The sequence below is a fragment of the Mesorhizobium sp. M0030 genome (assembly GCF_040323695.1).
Lineage (GTDB): Bacteria > Pseudomonadota > Alphaproteobacteria > Rhizobiales > Rhizobiaceae > Mesorhizobium.
Genome location: NZ_JAMYVE010000002.1, coordinates 533,980 through 550,610, shown reverse-complemented (window position 1 = coordinate 550,610; position 16,631 = coordinate 533,980). Strand labels below are relative to the sequence as shown.

Annotated in this window: 23 protein-coding genes and 1 pseudogene; 9 read left to right on the top strand and 15 right to left on the bottom strand. The window is 63.2% G+C overall.

What is annotated here, in order from left to right; genetic code table 11:
- Window positions 1-91: 91 nt before the first annotated feature.
- Window positions 92-300: pseudogene (locus tag NKJ80_RS06710) on the bottom strand (iron chelate uptake ABC transporter family permease subunit); the annotation flags it as partial.
- Window positions 301-429: 129 nt separating this feature from the next.
- On the opposite strand from NKJ80_RS06710, the gene NKJ80_RS06705 reads away from it, so the two are divergent.
- Complete coding sequence (locus NKJ80_RS06705) at window positions 430-1,260, top strand: AraC family transcriptional regulator (RefSeq protein ID WP_023835101.1); 831 nt, start codon at window positions 430-432, stop codon at window positions 1,258-1,260.
- A gap of 6 nt (window positions 1,261-1,266) precedes the next feature.
- Here the strand turns inward: NKJ80_RS06705 and NKJ80_RS06700 are convergent, their stop codons facing one another.
- A complete protein-coding gene (locus tag NKJ80_RS06700) occupies window positions 1,267-2,202 on the bottom strand; it encodes a bifunctional helix-turn-helix transcriptional regulator/GNAT family N-acetyltransferase (RefSeq protein WP_023752081.1) in 936 nt (311 codons plus the stop codon).
- Window positions 2,203-2,281: 79 nt separating this feature from the next.
- Window positions 2,282-3,469, bottom strand: a complete 1,188-nt coding sequence (locus NKJ80_RS06695) for an MFS transporter (protein ID WP_352497276.1) — start codon at window positions 3,467-3,469, stop codon at window positions 2,282-2,284.
- A 169-nt stretch (window positions 3,470-3,638) separates the two neighbouring features.
- Here NKJ80_RS06695 and NKJ80_RS06690 point away from each other — a divergent pair, with 169 nt between their 5' ends.
- Entirely contained in the window at window positions 3,639-4,265 is a 627-nt protein-coding gene (locus NKJ80_RS06690; protein ID WP_352497275.1) for a TetR/AcrR family transcriptional regulator, read from the top strand.
- Here NKJ80_RS06690 and NKJ80_RS06685 read toward each other — a convergent pair.
- Window positions 4,262-5,131, bottom strand: coding sequence for a hypothetical protein (locus NKJ80_RS06685; RefSeq protein ID WP_352497274.1), 870 nt, complete (start codon window positions 5,129-5,131; stop codon window positions 4,262-4,264). The two genes, NKJ80_RS06690 and NKJ80_RS06685, sit on opposite strands and share 4 nt — an antisense overlap.
- A gap of 83 nt (window positions 5,132-5,214) precedes the next feature.
- On the opposite strand from NKJ80_RS06685, the gene NKJ80_RS06680 reads away from it, so the two are divergent.
- From NKJ80_RS06680 to groL, 3 genes are all read left to right on the top strand, one after another.
- Window positions 5,215-6,012: a class I SAM-dependent methyltransferase gene (locus NKJ80_RS06680; RefSeq protein WP_023689544.1), complete on the top strand. Its 798-nt coding sequence runs from the start codon at window positions 5,215-5,217 to the stop codon at window positions 6,010-6,012.
- Between the two features lie 184 nt (window positions 6,013-6,196).
- Entirely contained in the window at window positions 6,197-6,493 is a 297-nt protein-coding gene (gene groES / locus NKJ80_RS06675) for a co-chaperone GroES (RefSeq protein WP_006203049.1), read from the top strand.
- Window positions 6,494-6,556: 63 nt separating this feature from the next.
- Window positions 6,557-8,212, top strand: coding sequence for a chaperonin GroEL (groL, locus tag NKJ80_RS06670; protein WP_023709705.1), 1,656 nt, complete (start codon window positions 6,557-6,559; stop codon window positions 8,210-8,212).
- A 71-nt stretch (window positions 8,213-8,283) separates the two neighbouring features.
- Here the strand turns inward: groL and NKJ80_RS06665 are convergent, their stop codons facing one another.
- Window positions 8,284-8,706 carry an LmrA/YxaF family transcription factor gene (locus NKJ80_RS06665; RefSeq protein ID WP_352497273.1) on the bottom strand — a complete coding sequence of 141 codons (423 nt, stop codon included), beginning with the start codon at window positions 8,704-8,706 and terminating at the stop codon, window positions 8,284-8,286.
- Window position 8,707: 1 nt separating this feature from the next.
- Here NKJ80_RS06665 and NKJ80_RS06660 point away from each other — a divergent pair, with 1 nt between their 5' ends.
- The 3 genes from NKJ80_RS06660 to NKJ80_RS06650 are packed head-to-tail and all read left to right on the top strand — an operon-like array spanning window position 8,708 to window position 10,476.
- The gene (locus tag NKJ80_RS06660) at window positions 8,708-9,586 is read left to right on the top strand and encodes a zinc-dependent alcohol dehydrogenase family protein (RefSeq protein ID WP_352497272.1); all 879 of its coding nucleotides are present in this window, start codon (window positions 8,708-8,710) and stop codon (window positions 9,584-9,586) included.
- Between the two features lie 41 nt (window positions 9,587-9,627).
- On the top strand, window positions 9,628-10,074 hold the full coding sequence (locus tag NKJ80_RS06655; RefSeq protein ID WP_352497271.1) for an OsmC family peroxiredoxin: 447 nt from the start codon (window positions 9,628-9,630) through the stop codon (window positions 10,072-10,074).
- Between the two features lie 15 nt (window positions 10,075-10,089).
- A complete protein-coding gene (locus NKJ80_RS06650; RefSeq protein ID WP_023828901.1) occupies window positions 10,090-10,476 on the top strand; it encodes a nuclear transport factor 2 family protein in 387 nt (128 codons plus the stop codon).
- A gap of 71 nt (window positions 10,477-10,547) precedes the next feature.
- Here NKJ80_RS06650 and NKJ80_RS06645 read toward each other — a convergent pair whose 3' ends face one another.
- Together NKJ80_RS06645 and NKJ80_RS06640 are read right to left on the bottom strand one after the other, a co-directional pair.
- On the bottom strand, window positions 10,548-11,063 hold the full coding sequence (locus NKJ80_RS06645; RefSeq protein WP_023684308.1) for an OsmC family protein: 516 nt from the start codon (window positions 11,061-11,063) through the stop codon (window positions 10,548-10,550).
- A 57-nt stretch (window positions 11,064-11,120) separates the two neighbouring features.
- Entirely contained in the window at window positions 11,121-11,546 is a 426-nt protein-coding gene (locus NKJ80_RS06640) for a GFA family protein (protein WP_023715197.1), read from the bottom strand.
- A gap of 182 nt (window positions 11,547-11,728) precedes the next feature.
- On the opposite strand from NKJ80_RS06640, the gene NKJ80_RS06635 reads away from it, so the two are divergent.
- Window positions 11,729-12,721, top strand: coding sequence for an AraC family transcriptional regulator (locus NKJ80_RS06635; RefSeq protein ID WP_352497270.1), 993 nt, complete (start codon window positions 11,729-11,731; stop codon window positions 12,719-12,721).
- Between the two features lie 23 nt (window positions 12,722-12,744).
- On the opposite strand, the gene NKJ80_RS06630 is transcribed toward NKJ80_RS06635, so the two are convergent.
- The 8 genes from NKJ80_RS06630 to NKJ80_RS06595 all read right to left on the bottom strand — a co-directional run bounded on the left by NKJ80_RS06630 (window position 12,745) and on the right by NKJ80_RS06595 (window position 16,591).
- Complete coding sequence (locus NKJ80_RS06630; protein ID WP_023671507.1) at window positions 12,745-13,356, bottom strand: LysE family translocator; 612 nt, start codon at window positions 13,354-13,356, stop codon at window positions 12,745-12,747.
- A gap of 69 nt (window positions 13,357-13,425) precedes the next feature.
- A complete protein-coding gene (locus NKJ80_RS06625) occupies window positions 13,426-13,758 on the bottom strand; it encodes a YkgJ family cysteine cluster protein (protein ID WP_023671506.1) in 333 nt (110 codons plus the stop codon).
- A 52-nt stretch (window positions 13,759-13,810) separates the two neighbouring features.
- Window positions 13,811-13,975 (bottom strand): hypothetical protein, encoded by a 165-nt coding sequence (locus NKJ80_RS06620; protein WP_352497269.1) that lies wholly within the window; start codon window positions 13,973-13,975, stop codon window positions 13,811-13,813.
- Window position 13,976: 1 nt separating this feature from the next.
- Complete coding sequence (locus NKJ80_RS06615; RefSeq protein ID WP_023671504.1) at window positions 13,977-14,384, bottom strand: hypothetical protein; 408 nt, start codon at window positions 14,382-14,384, stop codon at window positions 13,977-13,979.
- Window positions 14,384-14,608 carry a hypothetical protein gene (locus NKJ80_RS06610; protein ID WP_023689917.1) on the bottom strand — a complete coding sequence of 75 codons (225 nt, stop codon included), beginning with the start codon at window positions 14,606-14,608 and terminating at the stop codon, window positions 14,384-14,386. Before NKJ80_RS06610 ends, NKJ80_RS06615 begins: the two co-directional genes overlap by 1 nt.
- A 293-nt stretch (window positions 14,609-14,901) precedes the next feature.
- Window positions 14,902-15,111: a cold-shock protein gene (locus tag NKJ80_RS06605; protein ID WP_023671502.1), complete on the bottom strand. Its 210-nt coding sequence runs from the start codon at window positions 15,109-15,111 to the stop codon at window positions 14,902-14,904.
- Between the two features lie 466 nt (window positions 15,112-15,577).
- The gene (locus tag NKJ80_RS06600; RefSeq protein ID WP_023824496.1) at window positions 15,578-15,907 is read right to left on the bottom strand and encodes a YciI family protein; all 330 of its coding nucleotides are present in this window, start codon (window positions 15,905-15,907) and stop codon (window positions 15,578-15,580) included.
- Between the two features lie 30 nt (window positions 15,908-15,937).
- A complete protein-coding gene (locus tag NKJ80_RS06595) occupies window positions 15,938-16,591 on the bottom strand; it encodes a glutathione S-transferase family protein (protein ID WP_352497268.1) in 654 nt (217 codons plus the stop codon).
- Window positions 16,592-16,631 lie beyond the last annotated feature (40 nt).

Here is a 16,631-nt window from a genome sequence, read left to right as displayed (position 1 = left end):
GGCGCCGCATTGCGCCAGAGCCGAAAAAGAGGGATGGCAGCCATGCAGATGCGGTCATGGCACAGTCAATAACGGTTGCGGATGACCTCCCGACCGTGACGTGAATTGCCGTCGAGAACGCCGCGAGGAGAAAGGTCGTCTTGCGCGTCCTCGCCACCGGCACACCTAGGCTTTCGGCGGCACTTTCGCCGGCGGGGAAGGCATCGAGCCGGCGGTGGTTCCACAGGGCATAGGCAAGGATGGTGCCCGCACCCAGCGCGCCCGGATATTGTCCCAGCGAGCCAGGCCGAGGCCGCCCAGCAGCGGCTTTCCACGATGGTGACCTGCCACAGTCGACCAGCGCCCTTCGATTTTACGACAGGCGCAATTTCGATCAAACTGGCCTCGCAAAAAGCCGGCAGCATGGTGTGGCCAAATGCGAGGAGACTCATGAACCCGACCGAGAAAGCGCTGTGGTTTGTCGAGAGCCATTTGCCGGAAGCGATCTCGCTTGAGGATGTCGCGCAAAGCAGCGGCGTCTCGCGCTTTCATGTGACGCGCGCCTTTGGCGCCGCCACCGGCCGTTCGGTGATGGGCTATATGCGCGCGCGCCGGCTGACCGAAGCGGCGCGCAAGCTGGCTTCCGGCGCGCCTGACATCCTCGCGGTCGCGCTCGATGCCGGCTACGCCTCGCACGAAGCCTTCACCCGCGCCTTCCGCGATCAGTTCGGCACGACGCCGGAACTGGTGCGCGCGCAGGGCAGCCTCAGCAATCTCGACCTGGTGGAGCCGATCCTGATGGACCAGTCCTTCCTCGCCTCACTGCCGCCGCCGCGCTTCGAGACCGGCCGTCCCTTCCTCATTGCCGGCCTCGGCGAGCGCTACAGCTGCGAAACCAGCGCGGCTATTCCGATGCAGTGGCAGCGCTTCGGTCCCTTTATCGGCAACATCCCGGGCGAGACCGGCGACGTCGCCTATGGCGTCTGCGTCAATGGCGACGATGCCGGCAATTTCGACTATATCGCCGGGGTCGAAGTTTCGGATTTCTCGGACCTGCCGAAGGAGCTTTCGCGGGTGCGGGTGCCGGCGCAGAAATACGCCGTGTTCACCCATGCCGAGCACATCTCCACCATCCGCCGCACCGTCAACACGATCTGGAACAAATGGCTGCCGGCCTCGGGGCACGATATAGCCGACGGCCCCGAATTCGAGCGCTACGGCCCGGAGTTCGATCCGCGCAGCGGCAATGGCGGGCTGGAGATATGGGTCCCGGTGGCCTGAACGCCGCTACAGCTCCAGGTTCCAGTTCTGGCCGACCAGATCCTTGCCGAAGGCGTGATGGCGCTCTTCGTCCACCAGCCTGAAGCCGGCACTCTCGTAGATGTGGCGGGCGGCGGTCAGGATGTCGTTGGTCCATAGGGTCAGCGTCTTGTAGCCCTTGGCACGAGCAAAGCCGATGCACTCCTGAACCAGCCGCTTGCCGATGCCGAGGCCGCGCGCCGATGGTTCGACATAGAGCAGGCGCAGCTTCGCCACCGCGTCGGATTTGCGCACGACGAAGACCGAGCCGACCACCTCCCCTTGCCGTTCGGCAATCCAGCTGCGTTCCCATTCTGGATCGAAGGATTTTACGAAGGCGCCGAGGATTTCGGCGACCAGCGCCTCGTAGGTTTCGTCCCAGCCATAGTCCTGTGCGTAGATCTGTCCTTGGCGGCGCACCACCCAGCCGATGTCGCCGACCTGCAAGGGGCGCAGCATATACGGCACTTTGGACTCCGGGCTGTCGCTCAGGAGTTGCTGCACCGTCTGCATGGCCTTGACCAGCCGGTCCTGTTCGGCAGCAGGAAGCCGCTCCAGCAAGGCCGCGACCTGGTCATGCGAAGCCCGGTTCAGCGGCGCGAAGGCCTGCCGCCCCACCGGCGTCAGCGTGATCGACGACTGCCGCGCATCCGACGCCAGCGGCGCGCGCGCAATCAGCTGCAGGTGCTCGAACTTCTTCAGGAGCCGGCTGACATAACCGGCGTCGAGGCCGAGATCGCGGATGAGATCGCTGGCGGTCAGGCCATCGCGATGCGCCAGTTCGTAGAGCACCCGCGCCTCGGTCAGCGAGAAGGCGCTTTTCAGCAGGCCTTCGTCGAGCAGACCTATCTGGCGGGTGTAGAAGCGGTTGAAAGCCCGCACCGCGTCGATGCGTTCCTTGCCGGGTTGATGATGGATCGTCATGGGAAGCCTCCTGCCCATCAACGATCGGTCATTTATTTGACTTAGTCAAGTATCGAGGAGATGCTCCCCCGGTCGTGTCTCAGGCGATGGCGCGGCGGCGCCGTGCGATCAGGACGAACAGGCCGAGCAGCACAACGCTGGCCGCAGCACTGGCGGCGGCAAATTCCGGCACCGGCCGAAAATCCTTGCCGTCGATCAGCAGCGATGCCGCGACCGGGCCGATCGCCAGACCGAAAAGCTGGGCCGCCGGCACCAGAAGCACGGCCGTGCGCGTCTCGTCGGCGGTGATCGCCAGCCGGATCTGATAGGGCACGATGAACAGAAGGATGAAGCCCATGATCAAGGCCGCGACCCAGAAAACCGTCAGGCCGGGGCTGCCGGCGAGCATCACGGAACTGGCGACGGCGACCACGCCGATCGCCACGATGGCGAAGCGGTAATCGATGCGCGCCTCGAAGACGGTAGCCGTCATTGCGCCCAGCACCTGCAATGCGAGGTTGGCCGAGACGATCAGGCCGACGGTGCGGCCATCGATGCCGTATTGTGCGCCAAGTGGCTCGAGAAACGCCCAGACCGAGCCGAAGAACATGAAGTAGCAGAAGACGCTCAGCAAAGCGGCAAGCGAAGGAACGGTCAGCACATTGCTGAACTGTTCCTCCTTGGGCAGGTCGGCATAGCTATCCGGGACGATGAAGGCGACGGCCACCGAGGCGATGCAGACGACGGCAAGAACGATGAAGCCGCCCGCCGATCCGGCGGCCGGGATGACGTAAAGCGCCAGCAGCAGGGCAAGGGCGCATTGCGCCAGGGTCTGAAGGGTGACGAAGAAGCCGCCGATGCGCTCGGCCCGGCGTGAACGGGCGATCAGTTCCGTGGCGACCGCCACCAGCCCACCCTCGGCGAGGCCTGCCACCGCGCGGGCGGCAATCAGCGAGGTCGAGGTCAGCGCATAGGCGGTCGCCCCGTTCGCCAGCGCCAGCAAGAGCAGAAGGACGGCACTTTTCAAGCGCATATTGTGGGCGGACAGCATCATGGCGATGGCCGCCGATCCGATGCCGATGGCGATCATCTCCGCCGTGGCGACCAGCGCGAGTTCGTCACCGCTGACATGCCCTTCGCTGTAGAGCGCGCCGAGAAGCACCGGCTGCAGCCCGAGAATGAGCAGGCCGACCGAGCCGATCCACAATGCCGAGGCGAGTTGCGGCCCAGTGGGGTTGCCGACCAGCCAGTCGCCGTTCCCGGCATCCGCGTTACCAGCAGAAGTCACGGTCGCCTCCCAACGTCCTTGCCTGACGGCAAAAAAACTGACAGTCTGTCAGCATTTAGAAACTGATACTCGATCATATTCGTTTGTCAATCAGTAGCGGGACTTGGCACCAACAAGGCTGGGGATGGTCTTGGCGATCGAATGGTCTGGGCGATCGAGAGGATGCGGCATGAACGAAGCAGTGCAGATGACGACCGAACCGAGGCGCAGGCCCAAACAGGAGCGCAGCCGCGAGCGCATCGACGCCATCCTGTCGACGACCATGCGGCTGATCGGCGAGAAAGGCATCGACGCCGTCACCATGAAGGAAGTCGGCGCACAGGCCGGCGGGCCGATCGCCACCGTCTATCATTACTTCCCCAACAAGTCGGCGATCCTGGCGATGCTCTACGAGCGATTCTCCGAAGTGAGCCGCGCCCGGCTTGCCGCGATCGTTGCCGACATTGGCCGGCTGGGCGACGTCATCGCGGCGGCCGACCGGCTGCTCGACGACTACTATGAGCGCGTCGCCGGCGACCCCGCCATTCAGGACCTGCAAAACGCCATCCAGGCTGACAAGGCGCTGAAGAATCTCGACATCGCCGAAACCCGGCGCCAGGCGACGATGTTCTGCGACCATGTCGGACCGTTTCTCGCGCCGGAGCGACGCGATGAGTTCGGCCGTATGGTTTTCCTGATCTTCCAACTGGCCGGCGGCGTCGTGCGGATGGCGCTGACCCAGAACCAGGAGGAAAGCCGCCACACCATCGAGGCCTACCGGTCGATCATCCATACGCAGTTGGGACTGTTCCTCTAGCGCCCGATTCGACCCCGTCCGGTCTGGTGGATGAGGTTTTCGAAGCCGTCGGCCAGGTTGGAGGTGCCGGCGGCAACGATCTTCGACAGGTTCCTGGCGCGACCTGGGGTCTTGTTGGCATCGAGCAGCACGGCCCTGCCCTCATGCACGACAAAGTCGAACTTGCCATAGTCGAAGCCCAGCTTCCGACGCAAGGCGCGCAATTCGTCGGGAACCGCAACCGGCTCCCGGCCGATGGTGTCGTCGCCCTTGACCAGGCGCTGCGGCGAGACATAGCGGGTGCAGCGCTCCCGATCGCCGCAGAAAATCCAGAACCGCGCCGCAAACCCGTCGGGCTCGATTTCGGGAATGAATTTTTCCACGATCAGGTCGGCACGCCTGAAAATCTCCGGCGCCACATCGGCCAGCGAGGCATGCACCTGATAACGGTCGAAGGTCTGCGCGCCCGGGAAAGGCACTGCCTTGCCGGCGCGAACGGATTTTCGGTTGAGCTGCTCCTCGGGCGTCCCCCAATGATTGAGGTTGCTCTTGACGATGACCTGGCCGCTCCAGTTGGCACCCTCCTCGAGGATAGCACCGCTGATGCGGCGCTTGGAAATGTCGGTTGCACCAAGATTGAGACAAATCGGAAATCCGCGCGCGTAGTCGACATAGTCCGATGGCGTCACTGTCGCGTCGACATGCAGGACGGCAATATCGGCGTTATGACTTGCCGAGGGTCCACGCATGATCTGCACGGAGTGCCCGCGCCGTTTCAGCTCCGCCAGGACGTCGAACAACATGTAGGGGCTGTCCTGGCGCAGCAGGAGGCCCCGCCGGCTCTGGAAGCGGTCAAATTCATGCGTTATGACGGCAATGCGGGCCATGGCCTTTCCATGCATGAGGTAACTCGCAAGGCAACCAACAGCCTGGAAGGAAATATGTCCAGCCTTTCCCCAAACCGTTCCGCATGACTGAGCATTGGGACGCAATTCGCCGTCATTGGCGGCTTCTCGGGTCGCCGCTGTGTCCGCCCCCGGAAGCTGTCGCCGCCTATGAGCGCGAACTTAGCCTGCAATCAGTCGATGTGGTGCTGCTCGGGGTCACGCCGGAGCTTGCCGGCCTCGGAAGGACCATGCTCGCGATCGACGAGTCCACTGCCATGATATCGGGCATCTGGCCGGGCGATACCGCCTCACGCAAGGCGGTGATCGGCAACTGGCTGGAGTTGCCGCTGGGCGACGAAAGCGCCGGGGCGGTGATCGGCGACGGCTGTCTGTCGGCGCTGGACTCCTCGGTTGCACGGCAGGCGCTGCTTGCCGAGATCGCGCGTGTGCTGAAGTCCGATGGGCGGGCTGCATTGCGCGCCTATGCAAGCCCTCAGGTGCCGGACGATCTGCAGGAGGTCCGGGCGCTGACGCTGTCCGGTGGTGTCGCGACCTTCCACGAACTCAAATGGCGCATTGCCATGGCTTGTGCCGGCGGCGATCCCGACCGCGCCATTCCGGTGCGGGCGATCCTCGACGCCTTCGATGCGCTGTTTGCCGACCGGGAGGCCCTTGCCGCGACGACCGGATGGGAGATGCCGGTCATCGGCACCATCGATGTCTATGCGAATTCGCAGACTGTCTACAGTTTCGCCCCGGCGGCGACGCTGGTCGAAGAGGCGAGCCGGTTTTTTGACAGTGTCCGCCTCGCGCCGACAGGGACCTATGGGCTGGCTGAACGCTGTCCGCTTCTGGTGCTTAAATCGCCGCGGCGCCGGTAGGGTCTGCCGTCGGATCGCGGCACGGCTCCAATTGGCACAATTGTGCTCACCGTTCGCCTTGACTCTCGAAAGCCACGCGCTTATTTCAGCGCACGTTAGCACTCTCCCCAGGTGAGTGCTAACGCACATCCGGCACCGCCGGATCGAGGAACAGCTCTCACCGTTCTCATTCGAGGAAGAAAAAATGGCAAAGTCGAAGTTCCGCCCGCTTCATGACCGCGTGGTCGTACGCCGGGTCGAATCCGAATCCAAGACCGCCGGCGGGATCATCATCCCGGATACGGCAAAGGAAAAGCCGCAGGAAGGCGAGATCATCGCCGTCGGCTCCGGCGCTCGCGACGAAGCCGGCAAGCTGGTCCCGCTGGACGTCAAGGCCGGCGACCGCATCCTGTTCGGCAAGTGGTCGGGCACCGAAGTCAAGCTCAATGGCGAAGACCTTCTGATCATGAAGGAATCCGACATTATGGGCATCATCGGCTGATCATCGGCCTCACCGTCAACTAAATTCGGGCTTGATCGCAAGCCCCCTGCCAGGAGCTAAAAAATGGCTGCTAAAGACGTAAAATTCTCCCGCGACGCCCGCGAGCGCATGCTGCGCGGCGTCAACATCCTCGCCGACGCAGTGAAGGTCACGCTCGGCCCCAAAGGCCGCAACGTCGTCATCGACAAGTCGTTCGGCGCACCGCGCATCACCAAGGACGGCGTCACCGTCGCCAAGGAAATCGAGCTTGAAGACAAGTTCGAAAACATGGGCGCGCAGATGGTCCGCGAAGTTGCTTCGAAGACCAACGACATCGCCGGCGACGGCACCACGACCGCGACCGTTCTGGCGCAGTCGATCGTCCAGGAAGGCCACAAGGCCGTTGCCGCCGGCATGAACCCGATGGATCTGAAGCGCGGCATCGATCTGGCCGTCACCGAAGTCGTTGCGGCTCTCGGCAAGGCTGCCAAGAAGATCAAGACCTCCGAGGAAGTTGCCCAGGTCGGCACGATCTCGGCCAATGGCGACGAGTCGGTCGGCGCCATGATCGCCGAAGCGATGCAGAAGGTCGGCAATGAAGGCGTCATCACGGTTGAGGAAGCCAAGACCGCCGAGACCGAGCTGGAAGTCGTCGAAGGCATGCAGTTCGACCGCGGCTATCTCTCGCCCTACTTCGTCACCAACGCCGACAAGATGGTTGCCGAGCTCGAGGACGTCTACATCCTCCTGCACGAGAAGAAGCTGTCCAACCTCCAGGCCATGCTGCCGGTTCTCGAAGCCGTCGTGCAGACCTCCAAGCCGCTTCTTATCATCTCGGAAGACGTCGAAGGCGAGGCTCTGGCCACGCTGGTCGTCAACAAGCTGCGCGGCGGCCTGAAGATCGCCGCCGTCAAGGCGCCGGGCTTCGGTGATCGCCGCAAGGCCATGCTGGAAGACATCGCCATCCTGACCGGTGGCCAGGTCATCTCGGAAGACCTCGGCATCAAGCTCGAGAATGTCGGCCTCAACATGCTCGGCCGCGCCAAGAAGGTGTCGATCTCCAAGGAGAACACCACCATCGTCGACGGCGCCGGCAAGAAGGCCGAGATCCAGGGCCGCGTTGCCCAGATCAAGCAGCAGATCGAAGAGACCACGTCGGACTACGACAAGGAGAAGCTGCAGGAACGTCTGGCGAAGCTCGCCGGCGGCGTTGCGGTGATCCGTGTCGGCGGCGCGACGGAAGTCGAAGTCAAGGAAAAGAAGGACCGCGTCGATGACGCCCTCAACGCGACCCGTGCGGCCGTGGAAGAAGGCATCGTTGCAGGCGGCGGCGTCGCACTGCTGCGCGCTTCGGCCAACATCAAGGTCACCGGCGTCAATGCCGACCAGGCTGCCGGCATCAACATCGTTCGTCGTGCACTGCAGGCTCCGGCCCGTCAGATCGCTTCGAACGCAGGTGCTGAAGCTTCGATCGTTGCCGGCAAGATCCTCGACAACAAGGGCGCGACCTACGGCTACAACGCCCAGACCGGCGAGTATGGCGACATGATCGCCATGGGCATCGTCGACCCGGTCAAGGTCGTTCGTACCGCTCTCCAGGACGCGGCTTCGGTCGCCGGCCTGCTCGTCACCACCGAAGCCATGATCGCGGAGGCTCCCAAGAAGGAGTCTGCTGGCGGCGGCATGCCTGGCGGCATGGGCGGCGGCGGCATGGGCGGCATGGGCGGCATGGATTTCTAATCCAAGCTATCCGGCTTATGCATACGGAAAGGGCGCCGAGAGGCGCCCTTTTTGTTTTGGAAAGCGGATGGTTAGGCGGCGCTGTCCGCCTGCCGCGCAACCTTGCCTGCAAGCACCGCCTGCTCGACAAGCGCCGCCACCTCGTCGGCCACCACCAGCACCGGGCCACGATCGCGGGTGGCCCTCGCAATCACCATCAGCCCTTCCAGCGAGGATTCGACCAGCAGTGCCAGGGCATGCGCCCGGCGTTCGGGCACTCCTGCCCTGACAAAGGCCTGTCGCAGCAAGCCGATCCATTGCTCGAAAGCCGATCGGCAGAGTTCCGCCAGTTCCGGCACATCGGTGGGTGAATCCAGCACCACCGGCGCGATGGGGCAACCCAGCGAAAAATCATTGTCCTCCAGCATGCGCCCGACCGACTGGTAGATGTGATGGACGGCCACTGCAGGATCGCTCTCGGCTGCCAGTGCTTCGCCCAGCCTTCGGCGCGACACGATGATCCTTGGCGGCACCTATCCCTTGCCGGCGCGGCAAGGCATCGTGCCGCTGAGCGACGGAGCCGGTGACGTCGTCGCAATCGGCGATGCCGTCACCCGTTTTGCCGTCGGCGACCGCGTCACCGGCAGCTACTTCGCCCGCTGGATCGATGGCCGCATCAATGCCGGTCTGATCGACCAGCTCGGCTGTACGCTTGACGGCATGCTGACTGAGTTTGCCGTGCTCGACGAACAATGGGCGGCGCGACTGCCCGATCATCTGAGCTGGCACGAAGCGGCGACGCTGACCTGCGCCGGCGTGACGGCCTGGAACGCGGTGACCGGGACCCGGATTCCGAAGCCTGGTCAATGGGTTCTCACCATCGGTTCGGGTGGCGTTTCGCTGTTTGCTCTGCAGTTCGCCAAGTTGCTCGGCTGCCGGGTTGTCGCCATCACATCGCGCGCGGAGAAGGCCGACAGGCTGCGGGCGCTGGGCGCCGACCTCGTTGTCTCCAGCACCGACATACCGGAATGGGGCGGCTGGGCGCGCGAGCAGACAGGCGGCATCGACCTCGTCGTCGAAACCGGCGGCCCGGCCACCTTCGCGCAGTCGCTGATTGCCAGCACGCTTTATGGACACATCGTGCTGCTGACGCTGCAGGACGCCAGTGGCAGATCGATCGAGATGCCGGCAGCGCTTTATCAGCGCAGCCTCGCCACCATCAGCCGCCTGTTCGTCGGCAGCCGCAGCAATCTCGAGGCCATGCTGCGCGCCGTGTCGCAGCATCGCCTCAAGCCCGTTGTCGACAGGGTCTTCCCCTTTGCCGAAGCCCCCGAAGCGTACCGCCACTTCCAGCAGGGCGACGTGTTCGGGAAGGTTGTCATCGACTGCGCCTGACCCAATTGCCCGCTTTTCAACCCCGAACCAGGAGAACGACCATGACCATCCGTGAAGCTTCCGCAGAATGGCAAGGCACGCTGAAGGAAGGCGGCGGCCGTCTGCGGCTTGGCAGCGGCGTCTTCGAAGGCGCCTATTCCTTTCCGTCGCGGTTCGAGAACGGTCCGGGCACCAATCCCGAAGAGCTGATCGGGGCAGCACATGCCGGCTGCTTCTCGATGGCGCTGACCTTCATCCTCGGCCAGGAAGGCCACGTCGCCCGCACCATCCGCACCGTCGCCAAGATGCATCTCGGCGCGACCGCCGCCGGGCCGACGATCACCCGCATCGAGCTCGAAACGGAGGCGGAGGTCACGGATCTCGCCGAAGACGAGTTCGAACGCCTGGCGCAGTCGGCCAAGGCGACTTGCCTCGTCTCGCGCGCCTTGGCCGGCGTGCCTCAGATCACCCTAAAGGCCGTGCTGGTCAAAGCCGTCAAAGATCAATGAAACCGGGAGAATATGATGAAACAGGAGCTTATCATGGACGCAGCCGGGAATGATTTGTCCCGGCAGACGGCCGAGATCATGCATCGCTTCAACGATGTGTTCCAGCTGCACGATCCGTCCGCGCTTGCCGAGTTGGTGGCGCAGGATTGCGTTATCGAAAACACCGTGCCGGCGCCGGACGGCGCCCGCCATGCCGGCAAAGAGGCGTGCATTGACCTATGGTCGGCGATCGCCACCCAGCCCGGCACGCGCTTCGACCTCGAGGAAACCTTCGTCGCCGGTGAACGGGCGACGATCCGCTGGCGCTACTTCATGGCCGACGGCAACTCCATCCGCGGCGTCAACCTGATGCGTGTCGCGGACGAGCTGATCGTCGAGGCGATGGGTTACGTCAAAGGATAGAAGCGTTGCCCGGCACTCCCGTTCCCAGCCCGGAATCTCGCTCAAGTCGAGTTTCCGGGCCGGTTTTCTGGTCACTGGATGACGCGGTGCAGCTTCACCGTGGTGCTGGGACTGTTCTGGATGGTCTGGAAGATCACGCAATAGCGATCCGTGAGTTCGAGCAGTTGGTCGAGCTGACTTTGGGGAGCGTCGGTGTCGATGTCGAACCGCAAGCGGATTTCCTTGAAGCCGACTGGAACACCCGCAGTCACGCCGAGCGTGCCGCGAAGATCGACGTCACCTTCCGCGGAAACTTCGGCGGACCTGATCGGAATTTCGAGCACGGCCGCCGCCGCGCGCATCGAGACACCGGCGCATGCGATCAGCGCCTCCAGCAGCATGTCGCCGGAGCACAGTTCCTGGCCGCTGCCCCCGGCCATCGGATGGATGCCGGCAAGCGCCAGCCCGCGTCCGGTCTCGACCTGGCAGGTGACGGTGGACGCGTCGGCGACGCCTTTGGCCTTCAAGGTGAGGAACGCGGCCTTCGCATCCCTGCGATAGAGATCCTTGATCGGCTCCTGCGTGGCGCGAAATGTTGCGATTTCCATGAACAATCTCCTGTCTTGAATTGTCGTTGTCAAAAATGGCGAGCAGTGGCCGGGCCCTTATTCCGGCACCGCGATGCCGGAGCCGCCGAGCTCAGCCGGAAAGTCCCTGAGCTTGGGCAGCCCGTCCTTCATCGGCAGCACGGTCTCAGCGTAGTTGACGTGAACCCCAGGCGTGAATTTCACGCCTGGTATCGTTGCCGCATAGACATCGACCAGGCCGAGCGGCGGATGAACGGTCATCAGATGACCACCGCATTTCGTGCAGAACTGGCGATCGCTCATTTCGGTCTTCTCGAACCCGGACAGGAACTCCGCGCCCCCGGTGACCTTGACGTTCTGAGGCTTCCACAGCGTGAATGCGTTCACGGGAGACGCCGACCACGATCGACAAGAACCGCAATGGCAATAGCCCATTGCCTCGGCGGCTCCGTGCACTTCGATTTCCACGGCGCCGCAAAAACACCCGCCCTTATGTACCGTCATGACTTTTGTCCCTGGTTGGTTTCGACAGCACTCAGCGCCCACTCTCGGCAGCGCTTGAGCACCGGTGCAGGTTTAGGAGTTCTGGCCGCGAACTGAATGATACGGCGTCCGCCTCGCTTGACAGCGCGTCCGGAACTCGAAAGGGATGGCTCACCGGCTAGCCGGGTGCGGGACGAAACGGAATGGCCGGGGATGCTCTGTCTGACCTGTTGAGGACGGTACGCCTTACCGGCGCGACGTTTTTTGACATTGAGGGCCACGAGCCGTGGGCCGTCTGCTCGCCGGCGCCATCGTCCATCCTGCCGAAGATCCTGCCCGGTGCGGACCATCTGATCTCCTACCATGTGGTAACGGCCGGTCGCTGCTTCGCGCGCATCGTCGGCCAGGAAGCGATCGCGCTGGAGGCCGGCGAAGTCGTCGTCTTCACCAGGAGCGACCCGCATATTATGTCCAGCAATCCGGCGCTGCGCGCCGATCCCCCGACAGCCGACGTTCTCGACATCGCAACAGCCGGCCGGATGCCGTTTTACATCAACTGCGCCGGCGACGGCGCGACCTCGGCCAGGCTGGTTTGCGGCTATCTCGCCTGTGATGCACAGCCTTTCAATCCACTGCTCGAGGCTTTGCCGCCGGTGATCAAGGCCGGAGATGCCAAAGGCGATGGCGGCTGGCTCAGCCAGTTCATCAACCTGGCTGTCACGGAGGTGGCGCAAAAGCGCGCAGGCAGTGAAACGGTGCTCACCAAACTGAGCGAACTGATGTTTGTCGACGTGTTGCGCCGTTACTTGGAATCGCTGCCGCCACAAACCACGGGATGGCTGGCTGGCCTGCGCGATCCGCACCTGGCGAGGGCACTGGCGCTGATCCACGACCGGCCGGCGCATAACTGGACGGTGGAGGCGCTGGCGAAGGACTCCGCGCTGTCGCGCAGCGTGCTCGCCGAACGCTTCACCAGGCTGGTCGGCATGCCGCCAATGCATTATCTCGCCAAATGGCGCATGCAGATCGCCTCGGAGCTGCTCAGCGCCGGCTCCAGCAACATGGCCAGCATCGCCGCTGAAATCGGCTACGAATCCGAGGCAGCGTTCAGCCGCGCCTTCAAGAAGATGATCGGCCTTCCGCCCTCGGCCTGGCGTCTAGGCATCCGGACCGGACCCGGAACCGACGAAGAGTAGGCCGAGGCCTGGCAGCTCCTGTTCTATCGATCAGCCAGCGCCAGCTTGGCGCCGAGCATGACAAAGGCGCCGGCGAAGGTGCGGCGCATCCAGGTCAGCACCATCGGCCGCGACACGACATGGCTGCGGATCGAGGCGGCAAAGATGCCGTAAGCGACGAAGACGACGAAGGTCAGCAGCATGAAGACGCTCGAGAGTTCGAGCATCTTGGCAAATGCGTTCGGTTCGGTCGTGCTGACGAATTGCGGCAGGAAGGCAAAGAAGAAGATCGACAGCTTCGGGTTCAGGATGTTGATCAGGATACCGGAGGTGATGACCTTGGCTGCCGAGCGGGGTGCCGCGTTTTCATCGACGCTCAGGCCGCCCTTCTCGTTCAGCGTGTTCCAGGCCATGTAGAGGAGATAGGCGACGCCGAGATATTTCAGCGTCTCGAAGGCGACAGCACTTGTGTGCAGCAGCGCCGCCAGGCCGGTGATGGCGGCGGCCATATGCGGGATGATGCCAAGCGTGCAGCCGAATGCAGCAGTGATCGAGGCGCGCGCGCCTCGCGAAAGCCCGGCGCTCAGCGTGTAGAGAACGCCGGTGCCGGGCGAAGCCACGACGATCAGCGACGTCAACAGGAATTCGATGCTCATGGTTCCTCCAACGCCCTGCCCGTGGTGGAAGCTATCGGGGGATGTGGGATGAGGCAAGGTGGGCGTCGGCTAGATCGTTGGCATCCCGTGCGCCTTGCGCGCCATCAGGCAATCGTCGCCGCCAGGCATGCAGGCGTGGCAGACGTCCGGGCGGATCTCGTAGATGCCGCAGGCCGTGTGCTTGCCGATCTCGCCCGTAAGCGCCGAACAGCGCACGCCCTCGCAGCGCATCCCGGACAGGTCGGCGGACACGAACTTTTCCGGAATCCGGTCAAGTTGCGCATCGTCCTCGGTCGAGAAGCGCGGCCATTCGGCCGAGTAGGAGCAGCAGGCACCGCAGCTCTGGCAATCGAAAACCGGCTGGTCGTCCTGTTTTGACGACCGGATATCCCTGGCGGCCAACGCGACCAGCCCAGGTCCTGCGAGATTGCGATCGACTCGGTGCGGCAAGGCGCTATTTCTTCTTGCCTGCCTTGCCCTTGGGCGTGGCGGCTGGCGCCTCGAACAGATCGGTCGCCGACGGTTCGGCGGCCTTCGGCGCGGCAGCGGGCTTGGCCGGCTTTGCAGTGGCAGCAGCCGGCGCTGCCGGCTGGTCCTTGGTGGAAAACTTTATGGCCATGTCAGTCCTCGTCGGAAAAGCGGGATGATGGTGCGCGCGGATTGCGCAAGCGGCCGATCAGCGCCGAGACCGCTGTGATGTTCATTTCCTCGGGCGACCAGTTCCTCGCCTCGGCGATGTGGTGCGCCGCCAGTTCGCGATGCGTGCTGCCGCTATAGGCGGCATCCTGGTAGGTCACGCGCTCCTGGGTCTTTTTGTCCTCGCGGACATATTCGACCAGATAGTTCGGAGCTTCGGCACGGCCGCGCACGCCGACGCGCACCTGGGCATCGCCATGCGCGCGCTTGCAGCGCTCGAGCTTTTCCAGCACACGGCGGACATATTCGACCGGCTTGTCCAGGCCCGGGACCATGGACGCGATGGTCGCATCGGCATCGATCGGCGTCGGCGGTACGCGCTTGGTGGCCATCAGCGTTTGCCTGCCCGCTTCGGCAGCGCCGCAAGGACTGCGGCCGCTGCCATGTCGTCGGCTTCCTTTTCCTTGCGCAGTTCGCGCAAGCGCGCGGTCTTGGCTTCGCGCGCCTCGCTGACGGCATCACGCTCGGACAGGATGCGGTTGAGTGACATCGACTGGGTTTGCGTCTTGCTGAACAGCGAGCCGGCCTGGTCGGCAGTCTTGGATTGAGTGGTCAAAACTTTCTCCTGTCGGGAGCCTGGTGCCGATAGAGCGAGAGCGGTCTTCGATTACGACCAAAGCAATACGGCAGCGGGGCAGTATGGGCGGTTCAGATTGCTGGATCGTCCCTTAGCACGTTCCGGCCGGCGTGCGGCGCACTTTTAGCGGCATGACGCACAAAATGAAAAAGGCCAGGCACCGCCTGACCTTCCATGAAAGCGCCGCGCATCCAGTTGGATGCGCAAGGCGCTCCTTTCAGCCTTTCATCGGTGCCAGTACATCCGTGGTCACCGGAAGGCCGAATTCCTTATCAGGCCGCCTTCAACTGGTCGGCGGACATCTTGCCCGACTTGTTGTCGCGGGTCATCTCGTAGCCGAGCTTCTGGCCCTCGACGATGTCACGCATGCCGGCGCGCTCTACGGCCGAGATGTGGACAAAAACGTCGGCGGAGCCGTCGTCAGGCTGAATAAAACCAAAACCTTTGGTGGCGTTGAACCATTTCACTGTGCCGGTGGCCATGAAGAACCCTTTCCCTGGCAAATATTCGTTCACCATCGTGCGACTGCACAACAGCGTTTTGTCTCGATTTTTGATGGGGAAGTTCGTCAAAGGCGCGCATCATGCGCGGATAACAAAAGTCGGTCAAACAAATATCGACATGTTTCTTATAGACTTCTTTTAGCGCCGAGTCAATTTCTGGTTTGGCCGGAGCCCAAATTCAACCTGAGGGTGCCTGAGGCATAAGCCTCAACTGACGAGGTGGCGGAGCTCAAGGCGTTCCAAAAAATATTCCATGCCCCGGAACCAATCGCAAGCCGGCGCATTTCCGTGGTGTCAGCAATTCAGAGAGCAATCTCGGTAATGCTGGCAAAAGAACGCCTCCCGCACATTAAACGGTGCGAGAGGCGTTCTTGTAAGTGCCCTTGTCTGACGCAATTCCCAGGGGAAAACCGTTTCACACTTTCCTTAAACTCACGCTGGCGGCCTACAGGATCGCGCTGATCAGCGGCAGGATCTCGTAGTGGAAACCGCGGCCGGAGCTCGACACCGGATCGCCGTCGGTGACCGCTCTTGCCTCGGCTTCGCTGCCGACACGCAGGATCAGCAGACCCCAAGGACCGGCCGGGTCGGCGACCGGCCCGGCCAGGATCATGGTGCCCTCGGCAAGCTTGCCGCGCAGATAGTCGGCATGCCGGCCCATCAACTCCCTCTCCTCCTCCGTCAGGGTGAAGGCGAAGTCCGGCCGAGGCGGGATCAGCCGGCAGTGGAAGATTGTTGGCGCGGTAGTCTCACGCGGTCCATCATTGCTGGCCATCGGTCACTCACCGTGATGTCATTAGTGGTCCTATTCGTCCGGGCCGGGTTCCGGCCAAGTCTCCTTCGCCGCTTCCGCGTACCAGTGCCGCATCGCCGGCGTTGCCAACACGGCGTCGACATAGGCGCGCGTGTCGGGCGCGAGTTCGCCGCCATAGGTGTCGAAGCGGGTGACGACAGGTGCATACATGGCATCGGCCGCGGTGAAATGACCGAACAGGAAGGGGCCGCCCTTGCCGTATTGTTCCCGGCACTGGCGCCAGATCGTTTCGATGCGCGCGCGCTGCATTTCGCCTTCGGCGTCGAGCGGCTTGTGGGCCTTCGGCCGGCGCAAATTCATCGGCCAGCCATAGCGCACCTCGCGAAAGCCGGAATGCATCTCGGTCGCCACCGAGCGAGCCAAGGCGCGGGCGCCGATATCCTGCGGCCAAAGTTTTTTCTCAGGAAACAGGTCGGCCAGATATTCAAGGATGGCAAGGGTTTCCCAGACGATCCTGCCATTGTGATTCAACACTGGCACAAGGCCGGTCGGCGACACTTTCGCCAGATTGGCAAAAGTCTCGGGCGTGCGCAGGCGCACGAAACCTTCCTCGAACGGGATCTCCAGATGCTTCATCGCCACCCATGGCCTCAGCGACCAGGACGAAAAGCACTTGTTGGCGATGACGAGCGTAAATTCAGCCAAGGCGGTCTCCCCAAAATTTCGACACACTAGTCACACGATA